This is a genomic window from Sphingobium sp. BYY-5 (assembly GCF_022758885.1).
Taxonomy (GTDB): Bacteria; Pseudomonadota; Alphaproteobacteria; order Sphingomonadales; family Sphingomonadaceae; genus Sphingobium.
Window position 1 is genome coordinate 95030 of sequence record NZ_JALEBH010000001.1, and the last position, 12110, is coordinate 107139.

The 12110-nt window shown below is 61.0% G+C and carries 12 protein-coding genes; 1 reads left to right on the forward strand and 11 read right to left on the reverse strand.

All coding sequences use genetic code 11. The annotated features are described in order from the left end of the window. Positions 1-264: 264 nt before the first annotated feature. The gene (locus tag MOK15_RS21965) at positions 265-3699 is read left to right on the forward strand and encodes an RHS repeat-associated core domain-containing protein (protein WP_242929794.1); all 3435 of its coding nucleotides are present in this window, start codon (positions 265-267) and stop codon (positions 3697-3699) included. Between the two features lie 508 nt (positions 3700-4207). Here MOK15_RS21965 and MOK15_RS00540 read toward each other — a convergent pair. The 11 genes from MOK15_RS00540 to MOK15_RS21970 form a co-directional block, all read right to left on the reverse strand. Beyond that, entirely contained in the window at positions 4208-5218 is a 1011-nt protein-coding gene (locus MOK15_RS00540; protein WP_242929795.1) for a contractile injection system protein, VgrG/Pvc8 family, read from the reverse strand. Continuing rightward, complete coding sequence (locus MOK15_RS00545) at positions 5215-5628, reverse strand: phage tail protein (protein ID WP_242929796.1); 414 nt, start codon at positions 5626-5628, stop codon at positions 5215-5217. The genes MOK15_RS00540 and MOK15_RS00545 overlap by 4 nt, the downstream gene beginning before the upstream one ends. Before the next feature lie 12 nt (positions 5629-5640). Next, complete coding sequence (locus MOK15_RS00550) at positions 5641-8193, reverse strand: phage tail tape measure protein (RefSeq protein ID WP_242929797.1); 2553 nt, start codon at positions 8191-8193, stop codon at positions 5641-5643. Next, a complete protein-coding gene (locus tag MOK15_RS00555; RefSeq protein WP_242929798.1) occupies positions 8193-8324 on the reverse strand; it encodes a GpE family phage tail protein in 132 nt (43 codons plus the stop codon). The genes MOK15_RS00550 and MOK15_RS00555 overlap by 1 nt, the downstream gene beginning before the upstream one ends. A gap of 8 nt (positions 8325-8332) precedes the next feature. Continuing rightward, positions 8333-8641 carry a phage tail assembly protein gene (locus tag MOK15_RS00560; protein ID WP_242929799.1) on the reverse strand — a complete coding sequence of 103 codons (309 nt, stop codon included), beginning with the start codon at positions 8639-8641 and terminating at the stop codon, positions 8333-8335. A gap of 61 nt (positions 8642-8702) precedes the next feature. Further along, the gene (locus tag MOK15_RS00565; protein ID WP_242929800.1) at positions 8703-9215 is read right to left on the reverse strand and encodes a phage major tail tube protein; all 513 of its coding nucleotides are present in this window, start codon (positions 9213-9215) and stop codon (positions 8703-8705) included. A gap of 38 nt (positions 9216-9253) precedes the next feature. Next, complete coding sequence (locus MOK15_RS00570) at positions 9254-10429, reverse strand: phage tail sheath subtilisin-like domain-containing protein (RefSeq protein ID WP_242929801.1); 1176 nt, start codon at positions 10427-10429, stop codon at positions 9254-9256. Between the two features lie 24 nt (positions 10430-10453). After that, positions 10454-10804 (reverse strand): GPW/gp25 family protein, encoded by a 351-nt coding sequence (locus tag MOK15_RS00575; RefSeq protein ID WP_242929802.1) that lies wholly within the window; start codon positions 10802-10804, stop codon positions 10454-10456. Next, positions 10804-11358, reverse strand: a complete 555-nt coding sequence (locus MOK15_RS00580) for a phage baseplate assembly protein V (RefSeq protein WP_242929803.1) — start codon at positions 11356-11358, stop codon at positions 10804-10806. Before MOK15_RS00580 ends, MOK15_RS00575 begins: the two co-directional genes overlap by 1 nt. Before the next feature lie 84 nt (positions 11359-11442). Continuing rightward, the gene (locus MOK15_RS00585) at positions 11443-11709 is read right to left on the reverse strand and encodes a hypothetical protein (RefSeq protein WP_242929804.1); all 267 of its coding nucleotides are present in this window, start codon (positions 11707-11709) and stop codon (positions 11443-11445) included. A 10-nt stretch (positions 11710-11719) separates the two neighbouring features. Then, complete coding sequence (locus tag MOK15_RS21970; RefSeq protein ID WP_242929805.1) at positions 11720-12106, reverse strand: tail fiber assembly protein; 387 nt, start codon at positions 12104-12106, stop codon at positions 11720-11722. Positions 12107-12110 lie beyond the last annotated feature (4 nt).

The following is a 12110-nucleotide window of genomic DNA, read 5'->3' on the forward strand; positions in this document are numbered from 1 at the left end:
GGATGCGTTAACGCGCCTGTTTTCCGGCCAAAAGCTATAACTACTTCTATCGGTTATCAGATAAGACTAAAATATATATCTGATATTTTAACTGATAGAAACAGTTTAAATAACTGGTCGACTATAACTCGCATAACCGCACTCAATAATGCTATCGATTACTGTAACCCAACAGGAAATTGTACACCCTCATCTACTTGGCCATATGTCACCTATGCCGGCTCCAGTACACTGGTCTCATCCGTAACGGATGCAGCTGGTCGTGTGACTAACTACAGCTATGCAGGAAGCCGCCTTTCGGCAATTCGCATTCCCGACGCTGCTGTAAACACGGCGGAGGTCACCTATGATGGCTCTGGCAAGGTAGCGACGGTGAAGCAGGCGGGTCAGACGTGGAGTTACAGCTATGGCGCTGGCAGCACGACGGTCACGGATCCGCTGGGCCACCCGCGCTCGATCGGCTTCAACGCGAGCAGCTTGTTGAAGACATCCGAGACGAACGAGAATGGCTATACGACCAACTTCGAATATTGCACGGTCAATGACGCGACCTGCCGGATCAACCTTCTCAAGAAGGTGACGATGCCGGAGAGCAATTCGGCCAGCTATGAATATGACACGCGCGGCAATGTCACGAAGACGGTGCTGACGCCCAAGTCCGGTTCGGGCAATCCGGCCTTCGCGGCCTATCAGGCGACCTTTCCTTCGAGCTGTAGCAACCAGAAGACCTGCAACCAGCCGACAACCACCACGGATCAGGCAGGACAGGTCTCAAATTACGAATATGACGACAGCTCGGGCATGGTGAGCAAGGTCACCGCGCCCGCGCCTGCGGCTGGTCAAGCGCGTCCTGAGAGCCGCACGACCTTCGTCAACTTGCAGGCCTGGGTGAAGGATGCCTCGGGCGCGCTGGTGCCAGGATCGGCCGTGACGCGTTATCCCCTGACCATCTCGACCTGCGCAACCGGCAGCGCGCCGTCATGTGTGGGTACGGCCGCCGAAACGGTCGTCGAATATGCCTATCAAGGCGGGCCAACCACAGGGGCCAACATGCTGGTGGTTTGGCGTAAGGTCCGATCCGGCAATAATGATCCCGGCCAACTTCAGACGGTCAATTTCGGTTATGACGATATCGGAAACGTCACGAGCCAGACCGACGGCCTCGGCAACGCCATGCAGATGCGCTACAACAAGGCCCGCCAGATCGAGAGCCGCTGGACGCCCGATCCGGATGGAGCGGGCTCGAGGCGCCCGCGGATCGAGTTGATCCACTATGGCGCCTATGGCTTGCCGGATTCTGTCACGTTCGGTACGGTTGATTACAACGGTACTAATTTCGCCGCGTTGCAATATTATTTCCCCTATTATGACGGCTATGGCCGGAAGATTTACGATCGCATTCACGCGAACAATGTTGATTATGCGCTGACCCAAACCAGCTACGATGCGCTGGGCCGCGTGGATTGCGTTGCACAGCGCATGAACCCTGCCAATTATGGTGCGCAATATGGATCAGGCTCTCCCGCCTCGGCCTGCACGCACAGCAGTGCGGGCAGCAATGGCCAGGACCGGATCACCAAATATATATGGGAATGGGCCGGCGCGCTCGATCGGACGATCAGCGGCTATGGCACGCCAGCACAGCGGGACGACGCGCATTATCAGCGCAACCTGAACGGCTCTGTGATCCGTGCGGTGGACGGCAAGGGCAATGTGACCTCCTATGAATATGACGGTCACGACCGGCTGCTGCGGACCTGCTTCAACGCGACGACCTGCAACAGCGGGGCAGCGGACAAGTTCCTCTACACCTATGGCACGAGCGGCAATGACACCGGGCGGATCATCCGCAAGGGGCTGCGCGGGCATTCGGAAGCGGTCTATACCGAATATAGCTATGATGCGCTGGGTCGGGTCACCAACACCAATTATCCGGGCGACGGCTTCTTCGATCAGGATGTGAGCTACAGCTACGACAATTTCGGACGGATGACCCGGGCGCTGGACGCCAACACCCATTATGTCTCCTACAGCTATGATGCGCTGGGTCGGGTGACGAGCCAGGGCGACCAGGCCCAGTCCCTCACCATGCAATATGATGCTGCGGGACGGCGCACGCGGCTGACGTGGAACGACGGCTTCTATGTGACCTATGAATATGATCTCACTGGCGCGCTGAGATATATACGCGAGAATGGCAGTGCAGCCTTGGCCACATTTGGTTACGGCGACTGGGGCCAGCGTACCTCGATCACGCTCGGCAATGGCGCCAGGACCAACTATGGTTATACCGGCCCGAACCTGACGGATTTCAATATCTACCCCTCCAGCACGAACACGAGCTACGATCAGAAGATCGATCTTCAATATAATGCGGCCGGACAGATCACGACGCGGATCAGTTCCAACGACAGCTATGCCTGGAATGGGGCAGTCAACACGACGCGCGTCTATCAGACCAACGCGCTCAACCAATATAGCCAGGTCGGGTCGATCACGCCCAGCTATGACGTCAAGGGCAATCTGAGCAAGGCGGGCGGCGACACCTTCGCCTATAATGTCAACAATGCGCTGGTGACGTCGAGCAACGGCACGCAACTCTATCAGGACCCCGTGGGCCGGATGAAGCTGGTGGGCAACGGCACGACCTGGCGGGCATTCGAATATGACGGCCCGCATGTCGTGAGCGAGCGCCGATCGAGCGACCAGGCGATCCAGCATCGCTACGTCTTCGGACCGGATGACGACCAACCGCTGGTGTGGTACGACTATTCATCGGGCAGCCTGGTCAAGAAGTTCCTGTCGGCCGACGAGCGCGGCTCGATTGTGGCGGTGACCAATAGCAGCGGCGGGGTCATGAAGATCAACAGCTATGACGAGTTCGGCATCCCCGCCAGCGGCAATATGGGCATGTTCCAATATACCGGCCAGGCCTGGATACCCGAACTGGGCATGTACAACTACAAGAGCCGCATCTACTCCCCCACCCTCGGCAGGTTCCTCCAGACCGATCCCATCGGATACGGCGACGGCATGAACTGGTATAACTATGTCGGGGGAGATCCGGTTAACGCGCGTGACCCTAGTGGGCTGGCGTGCAAATCGCAAAACTGCAATGGTCCTGGCGAATCGATCGAGGTGAAGGCATCATGCCGCGGTGCTTCATGCGATCCGTTTTTCATGGGAATGGGCTCGCAGACGCTCATTCCATTCCTGAGTGAGCCAGGGCCATTCGATACCCCGATTAAATATGAACCCGTCCGAACGCCGCAAAGTGCGAAAATCCCGGCCTGCGAGTTATCATGGCTGTCAGGCCAGTTAAGTTCTGTCGGCGCTGATGCCAGCGAATTGGGCGACATCACATTTCATAATGGTTTGCCGCCTTTGGGAAGCGGTAACATATTAACTGATTTGGCTTTCAATAATGCCGGAGCGGTCACCAACGGTAACGACATATATGTCAACACCAACTTCTCTACATTTAGTGCTCCGGGAAACCGACTTCATTATGAAGAGATATTTCACGCTGTTCAGTTCAAGATGCTCGACAAGGCAGGCTTTTATGCGACTTACGGACTAAGTTCCTTGATGCAGGGTTTGATGGGCAATGATGCCTACAACGACAATATTCTTGAAAGCACCGCAAAGAAGGCCGCCAAAGCATTGGAGCGTCGATACGCTAGGGACAAGCCTTGCTAGGTAGTGACCGTTGCGGAGATATGATATGAGTATCGGCAAAATCGTTTTGATAACATTGATATTTTTATGCTTTGCCTTTATCTTCTTTGTAGGCTCTATGATGGGGGATTGCGGTCCTTCGATCAGTGATATCGTTTGTTCTGCCCAAAAAACCCATACAGCTCGGATGAGACTGGCCTTCGTCGGAATAGCGTATTTGGTTGCTATCTTTCTGGTCGTAAGGTCGAAGCGCGACAAAGACCTTTGAAAGGCTTAGGTTCGCTGGCTGACGTTCTCACACAGTCCTGCTCGTGCGAGACGGAGTGAACCGCCAGCGGCGGCGTTTTGCATGACTCACCCTTGATCCTGTGAGGCATGATTTCATAGGGATCGGAGCCTCATGAGGCGGTCGATCGTGTAATTGCAAGATTAAAGTAATGGCACCCCCGCCTGTGGCTGGGGTGCCATAAGAGTTTGTCGGCACATCGTTTTTGGGCCGATGAGCGATTTGGAAATGCGGCGGGCGGGGTCAGGGAGCAGTTTCCATTCGGACCTCCGTCCCGAACCCACCGCCATTGTCGAGCCGATGCGTGACCTCGGCGATCAGCCAGGTCGTCGCATCGATTTCGTCCTTGAACCCTGATGCCGTCACCCGCGCTTCGGGGAAGGCATCGGGACGGCCAAGCGCCAGCTTCACGTCCAGGCTGGCGGGCGCGCGTTTCAGCCGGTTGCGCTCCGCGACGGCGGCGCGTTTCGCGGATGCTTCGTCGGGATAGAGTTTGCGCAGCGTCTTCGCCCCGTCTGCCTTGCCCACGGTGACGGCCTGACGCTTCGCGCCCTTCCTGTCGTGCCAACTGGCGGTGACGCCTTCCTGTCCATCGCGCTTCTGGCGCTGCCATATATGCCCATCGCCATCGCGGCGGGCGATGGTGAGGGTAGGCAGCGCCTTGCCGCTGGCGGTAGCGCCAGCGCCCTTGCGGGCAAAGATCAGATGCTTGTCCTTGATCGTCGCCACGGCATCATGCTCGCGGCCGAGGCGGCGCAGGAAGGCGATGTCGCTTTCGCGCGACTGACTGATCGATTTGAGTGCGATCGCGGACAGGTCGGCCGCGACCTTGAGCGTCAGGCCATTGCGGCCCGCCACATCCTTCAGCACCGCGCCCAGCGTCGTGCTTTTCCAACTTTGCTCGCGCCGGTTGCGGATCGCGCTGGTGAAGTCGGCGGCGCGGGCGCGTATCCTGATCTGATCGGGCGGGCCGCTATGGGAGACGTCATCCACCTTGAAGCTGCCCTTTGCGACCAGGCCGATGGTGACGTCCCGCCCCTGTTTCCAGCCCAATTGCACGCTGAGCAGCGCGCCTTCCTTCGGGATCGACAACATCCCGTCCGTGTCGTCCAGCACGATATCCAACTGATCGGCTTCGTCACCGCGCTTTTCCGACAGGGTGAGCGATACAAGGCGCGGGCGCAGCCGGTCCGTCAAATCCTTGCCGTCCAGGGTAACGCGCCAGTCGGGAATATTGCTGATCCCCTCGGTCATGAGGTTGCTGCTGCGTCCGTGCTACTGGCGGGATCATCGACGCGGAGCAGATCGATACCGAAGTCGATCCGGCGCGGGCGGCCGTCAGACATCAGGAAGGCGTGCCGCTCATCGATCGCCTCGATCACGAAATTGCCGAACACTGCGCCGGTCCCGTCGATCAGCGGCAGCGCCTCGCCATCGTCGGCCATGGCGCGCAGATCATCGAGCGACACACGCCCATCGGCAATTTCGGCATAGACCGCCCCCGACAGGCTGATCGTTTCATCGCCCACGCCCAGAAATTGCGTGGCGTCGCGCGCGCCAACGCGACCGGATCGGACATGCCGCCAATCGGTTTTGCGCTGGAGTTCGTCATAGGGCAGCGTTCCGATCTCAAACAGGAACATGCCCAGCGCCATCAAGTGCATTACTTGGTCCCCTTAATCGTCCGCGAAGCTGCGCCCGCGCCGCTCACGCTCCATCTGTTCGATAGCCTCGCGGACTTGGCGTGCGATGTCCTGGGCCGGTGCGGCATTGGCGTGAATGGTGATGGTGTAGGTCGCGGAGACAGGCGCAGACGCGCCGCCATCGGCTCTGTTCGCGGACGAGGCTACTGGTGGCGCAATAGCGGCCATGGCAGGGGCCACCGAACCAGCCGCGATAGCGCTGCTGATCTGACCGGACATGGTGGCGATGCGCGAAAGGAGGGCGCTCCATCCTTCGCTGTCGTTGCCGCTGGCTTGCCCGGCAGAAGCGATCTTCAACCGCTCCGTCATATGGTCCGACAGGTCGGAGATACGGCCAAGCGGCCCGGTGGCATTGTCCGCAAGGCCCTGGTCCAGCCCGTCCATCACAAAGCCGCCAAGCCCGGCGAAAACGCGCGAGGGGGAATGGATGCCCAGCTTTTCCTTGAACCAGTTGGCGACGGCACTGGCCGCGCCAACGATGGTGGACTTGAGCGCGCCGAGCCTATCGGTAACGCCCTTGATAAGCCCCTGGATCAGGTTGCGGCCGATCTCGGTAAAATTGAGCGAGCGCAGATAGGCAAGGGCAGGCATGAAGGCGCGGATCAGCAGGCCAAGGGGCGTGAAGGTGAGGAAGGCGTCGATCAGGAAACCGATTGCCTCGCTGACCATGGCCTTGATGCCCTGCCACAAGCCGCCGAACCACGCCGATATAGCGCCCCAATTATCATAGATCAGATAAGCCACAGCGGCGAGCGTGGCGATGGCCGCGACGATCAGGAGAAGCGGCCCAAGCGCGATGCCGAGCGGTGCGGCAGCGGCGGTCAGTGCGGCGAAGGCCAGAGCGATACCGCCCAGCAGAATGAGCAAGGCGGCTCCTGCGCCCATGAAGATCATGATCCCCTTGGCGAGGGCCGGGTGCGCCTGCGCCCATCCGCGCATGGCGCTGGCGGCGGCACGCACATGATTGGCGAGCGCGACCACGGTGGGCAGCAAGGCGTTGCCCATGGTGATGTTGAGGCCGGAGAGGGCGTTGGTGGCAAGGCCGGTGGCCCCCTCGGTCGTTGCAATGCGGTTGAGGAATTCCGCGTGCATCGACCCGGCGGTCTTGCTGGTGTCGCCGACCAGGGCAAGCCGGGCCTTCAACCCGTCGAGATTGGTCAGCATTGGCGCGATGGCGGAGACGCTTTCGGAGCCGAAGAGCTGGGTCAGTATCCCGGCCTGTTTATCGACATCGAGCTTACCGATCCGCTCCATGACGTCGATGATCGCGCCGGCGGCGTCCTTCTGCATCCGCTTACTGACTTTGACCGCATCCAACCCGAGTGCCTGGTAGGCGGCCCGCTGTGACTTCGTTGCGGCTTCGCCCTTGGTGAGCGCCAGCATTGTGTTCTTGATGCCGGTGGACGCGACCTCACTCTGCACGCCGATGGAATCGAGCGTTGACCCAAGCGCCGCGATCTCCGGCGCAGCAAGGCCCGCCACTTTGCCCAATGGCCCGATGCGCGTAATGATGTCGGTGACGTTGGCGGCCTTACCGCCAAAACTGTTGGTCAATGCATTGACGCGGTCGCCCAGCGCGCGAACCCCCGCCTGGGGCAGTTCAAAGGCAGTGCGCCATTTCGCCATGGTTTCGCCCGCCACATCGGCGGTCATATCGAAGGCGACGCCCATTTCGGCCGCATCATTGGTAAATGCGAGCAATTGTTTGCGCTGATCGCGCAGGGGATTGCCCAATTTATCCATGCCCACGCCAGCGGCCCCCGCAGCGGCGGCGATCTGGGCCAGTTCATTGGCCGCCATGGGGATGGTCTCGCTCATGTCGAGAAAGTCGTTCGACATGCGCTCGATGGCAGGCTGCGCCATGTTGGTGACTTTGGACACGTCGGCCATGGCGCTTTCCAGCGTCATCGCCTGCCGGGTCGCCATGACGATCGGCGCACCGGCGGCGGTGCCGGCGGCCACCATGCCAAGGCCCATGCCGGTCGCTTTCTGGCTGACCGCATTCAGCTTTTCCGAGTTGCGATTGGCCTGTGCGACCTTTTCCAACTGCGCGGTCTGTTTGCGCAACGCCTGATTGGCCTGCGCCGTTTTAGCGGCCAGGCGATCTTCATGGTGGGCGAGGTCAGCGACATCGATCCCGGCAGAGGACAGCTTGGCCGACAGCCGCTGCAATTCTGTGCCCCCGTTTTCAATGCGGTTGGCGAGGTGTGCCGACTGTTTTTCGGTTCGCGCGAATTCGTCGCGCAGCTTCTTGGTCGGCTTTTCCGTCGCATCCAGTTGCGCGCGCAGCGCCGCCAGGCGCGTCTGGCTTTCCTGATATTGGCGATTGTCGTCGGCGAAACGGGATTCGGCCGCCTTATATTTGCCGACCTGCTGCTGGAGCGCATCGAGCGCCTTCAACTGTTTGTGCGTTTCGGCCAAATCCTTGCGCGCGGCCGACGACGCACCGGTGATGGACTTGAGCGGCGCGGTAATGCGATCCAGCCCCTCAAGAATGACCTGCAATCGGAGATTTCTGTCCGCCATTATCGCTTTCCGGGTTTATCAGCGGGTTTGGAGCGCCGGGCGGCCTGCTCGCGCCAGCCCATCAGTTCGGACAGATCCATTCCGTCCATGACGGCGGGCGACCAATGGAAGATGATCGCCACGTCCGCCATCGCGTCATCTACTGATCGAGGACAGCCGCGCGCTGCGACTTCTGCAACAAAAAACTCCCGATCTCTGCGCCGCAGGCCAACAGGTCCGCCGGTTCCATGTTGCTGACTTCGGCTTCGGTCAGGGTCGGCATGGTGATGCGGGGTAGCAGCCTGGTCAGGCTGTCCACCTTCAACTGGCCCAGATCGACCAGGGACAGGCCGCGTAGTTCGCCCGAACGAGGCTTGCGCAGTGTCAATTCTTCAATGCTGGCTTCCCCGCGCACGATCGGCGCATCGAGCGTGACGGTGCGGAAAATGGGGGTGGCGCTATCGCTCATGATAATGGTCCTATTCAAAGGTAGGGAAGGACTGCCCGCGCGCTGCGCGGGGCAGCGAGGATCAGAAGATGCCCAGTGCGGCGCGCTGCTCAGCCAGGCGGTCGACGCCGCCCACCATCTCAACCATGTTGAGCGGATCGATCTCGATTTCGGTGCGGCCGTTCCAAACGAGCTTGTAATAGGCGAGCGCAGAGGTGACGGTGAATTCACCGACCTCGCCGACTTCCTGATCGCCCATTTCGATTTCCGAATGACGACCACGCACGATCAGTTCGATAGTATCCCCAGCGCTGCTGTCGTCGCGCTGATAGGAACCGGCGAAGCGGAGATAGACGCCGTTCACCCGCGTCGTCCCATATTGACGCAGGACATCGCGCATCGGGCCGCCGCAGGTGAAGGATAGTTCCATCGCCTCCTGCCCCATGTCGATCGAGACCGGGCCGCTCATGCCGCCGCCGCGATATTCTTCCAGCTTGCGGGTGAGGGTAGGCAGGGTGACGGTCTTGACCTCGCCAACATAGCCAAGGCCTTCATTGAACAGCATCATATTCTTGAGGGTGCGGGGCAGTCCCATCACAGGCTCCTATGCAGATTGAGAGGGAGGCGCGCCGATCAGGCGGCCTGGGTCAACTGGCTCGCGAAATCGGCGAAATAGCTGTCGGTGATGCGCTGGTTGAAGCCCAGGTCTTCGAGCGGCGGCGGCACGGTGTAATCATAGTCGATGCGCAGCTTGCCCGCCTTGAGGCTGGCGGTGCTGTTGTTCGCTTCATCGAACCAGGCGTTGAAGCCGAGCACGACGCCGGCGGCTTTGAGATCGCGGCCGAAGCCGTTGATCGTTTCGACGATGTCCTTCGCCAGCGACGGGGTCAGCGGCTTGTCGAGCGCCCAGATCATGCCATTGACGACCGTGTCGGTCAGCAGTTGGGCGACGCGCACCGTGCTTTCGAAAGCGAAGAGCGGTTCGTCGGAACAGGTGCGGTTGCCCCAGAAGCGATAGCCGCTGTCGGTACGGATCAGCGCCGTGATTTGAGACGCATTGAGCAGGCCAGCTTCGGTGTCCTGATCTTCGATATCCCAATGCACATCCTTGGTCAGGCCGACGACGCCCTCCACCGCGACGTTGGAGAGGGTCTTGTGCGGCCCGACCTGTTCATCGATCAGCGCGCGCAGGCCCATGGCGCGGGCGGCGGCATAGCTGGTGACATTGGCGCTGGTGGCCGTGTCCCAGCTAAGGAAATCGGGCATGAGCAGCATCAATTCGCGCTGGGCGAAGTTCTTGCGATAATTGGCCGCTTCCCCCACGGTTTCGCCGATCGCACGGGCATAGGCAAAGCCGCGCAGCTTCTTCGCCACGACGGCCAGCGCCGTGGTGACGGCCTGCGTTTCAAGACCAGGCGCGCCGATGATCTTGGGGCGGACGCTGAGTTGCGCCTGTGCGGCCAGCAGCGCCTGCATCCCGGTTTTCTGCCCTTCCGCCGTCGTGGTGCCGATGACATTGCTGGCGGTGGCGGCGTCATCCTCCCCTTCGGCAACGCGGACGACCACGACAATAGGGCGGGTCTGATCGGCGATCGCGCGCAGGGACTTCGCCAGCGTGCCCAGCACGCCCGCCTTGCCGATCGCCGTTTCAATGTCGGTGATGAGGGCAGGCCGATCGAGCGGGAAGGTCGCGGCATCCGCATCGGACGCGGTGGCGACCAGGCCGATGATGGCGGTGGAAACGGCAGTCAGGGTGCGTGCGCCGGTCGTAATCTCGGTGACGGTGATGCCATGTTTGAAGCTGGCCATGGTGGCTCCTTGATAGAGGGGGCGTTAGAGGGTGAGGGGCAGGACAAGCCGGGTTCGGGCATTGGCGGGCGCTGTGTCCGTGCGTTCCGCATCGATCGTGACGATGGCCTGTCCGCGCCGTTCGCCCGTGGAGAGGCCGACGCGGCGCAGGCGGATGCGATCTTCAAAGCGGGAGAGGGCGAGCGCCGTAGCCGCGTACAGGCGCAGGATGTTCGCAGCGGTCATGGGCTGGTCGATCAGGTCGGGTAGCAGTGAACCATAATCCCGGCGGCCGACGCGCGAACCAACGGGCGTGGACAGAATATCACCGACCGATTGCCTGATATGGTCGAGACCATCGAGCGCGGCCCCGCTGCTGCGCGCCATGCCGGTCATCAGACGGGCGCGCCTGTCTGCGCGGTCCCGGCCTGGACGCCGCCATGCTTGTGGCTCTTGAGGCTTTTGCCGCCGCCGATCACGTCATCGGTTGCGTCCACCGTGCCGCTGACCGCGACATTACCATTGATCGTCACGTCGCCGTTGATGGTCGCGCCGCCGGGCGCATCGATCGTGGCCGTGCCGCCACCGGGCAGGGTCGCCGACAGGGTGTGCGCTGCATGATTGTAGATCAGGGTCGCGCCATCGGGGAATTCCAGATGGGTGACATCGGGATCGCTGGACGGGGCCGGGCAGGCGTCGGAGAAAAAGCCCAGCACGACCAGGCCGTTTTCAATATCGCCTTCGGGCGACAGCAGGACGCATTGTTCCCCCACGCTGGGCGGCGACCACAGACGGATGCCGCCCGCGCGCTGCGCGACCCAGGGCAGTTCGCCGGTGACAAGATCGCCGGATTCGACCGTGCAGGTGGCATTGGCATGGTCGACCGACGCGATGGTGCCGATGCGAATGACATCGCCGGTCAATTGTTCGGGGTCTTGGGTCTGTGCCATGGGGCGGACCATGGCGCGCCCGTGCCGCTATTTCGCGGGCCTGCATTTGTAGAGGCGGCCTCTACAAATGCAGGGAGTGGCCTGTCAGGCGGTAGCGGTCGGTTCAGCTTCGCTTGATCCGCCTTCCGGTTCGGGCTGAGGCATGGTGATGACGCCCAGGCCGATCTTGTGCGCGACGCCACGCGCCACATCCTCGACGCGCGTCTTGGTCGCTGCCCGGTCATAGCTGCCGTCATCCTTCAACACGGCATTGACGTCGCGCTTATGGACGATGTCACCGCTGGTGAAGGTCACTGGGATGGTCCTTTTATCGGCGTTGAACGCGCCGATTTTCGTGGTCAGATCAGTCATGGAAAATCCTTTAGACAGAGGGAGGGGTGGGCCATTCGACCGATGCGAGGTCGTTGGCGGTTTCGGTGAGGTCACGTAGGGCCTGACGATATACGCGCCATTCCTCGCGCTTGGCGGCCGTCAGCGGGCTATCGGGCACCTGCGTAAAGTCACAGGCGGCAAGTAGCCGGTCGCGCTTGGTGCGCATCTGGCGGAGCAATTCGGCGGCATCTGGCGCGGGTAGCGGGACAGCGACGGGATTGCCGCTGTCGTCCGCAACGATAGTCGATCCGCTGCACGCCGCTGCGATCAGAGCCTGATGGGCTTGTGCCGTGACGGGCCGCGCATCATCGGGAATATTGCCATGGATAGTGTCGTCCAAAAAGCCGCCAGCGCAGGCGCTGTAGAAAAGAGGCACGCGA

Excerpts from the sequence above, each read along its gene's own strand:
- MOK15_RS00575 (WP_242929802.1), bottom strand. The coding sequence starts at position 10,804 with ATGACCGGCATGGCGCGCAGCAGCGGGGCCGCGCTCGATGGTCTCGAC.
- MOK15_RS00580 (WP_242929803.1), bottom strand. The coding sequence starts at position 11,358 with ATGGCACAGACCCAAGACCCCGAACAATTGACCGGCGATGTCATTCGC.
- MOK15_RS00550 (WP_242929797.1), bottom strand. The coding sequence starts at position 8,193 with ATGGCGGACAGAAATCTCCGATTGCAGGTCATTCTTGAGGGGCTGGAT.
- MOK15_RS00540 (WP_242929795.1), bottom strand. The coding sequence starts at position 5,218 with ATGACCGAGGGGATCAGCAATATTCCCGACTGGCGCGTTACCCTGGAC.
- MOK15_RS00555 (WP_242929798.1), bottom strand. The coding sequence starts at position 8,324 with ATGGCGGACGTGGCGATCATCTTCCATTGGTCGCCCGCCGTCATGGAC.
- MOK15_RS00570 (WP_242929801.1), bottom strand. The coding sequence starts at position 10,429 with ATGGCCAGCTTCAAACATGGCATCACCGTCACCGAGATTACGACCGGC.
- MOK15_RS00565 (WP_242929800.1), bottom strand. The coding sequence starts at position 9,215 with ATGGGACTGCCCCGCACCCTCAAGAATATGATGCTGTTCAATGAAGGC.
- MOK15_RS00585 (WP_242929804.1), bottom strand. The coding sequence starts at position 11,709 with ATGACTGATCTGACCACGAAAATCGGCGCGTTCAACGCCGATAAAAGG.
- MOK15_RS00545 (WP_242929796.1), bottom strand. The coding sequence starts at position 5,628 with ATGCACTTGATGGCGCTGGGCATGTTCCTGTTTGAGATCGGAACGCTG.
- MOK15_RS00560 (WP_242929799.1), bottom strand. The coding sequence starts at position 8,641 with ATGAGCGATAGCGCCACCCCCATTTTCCGCACCGTCACGCTCGATGCG.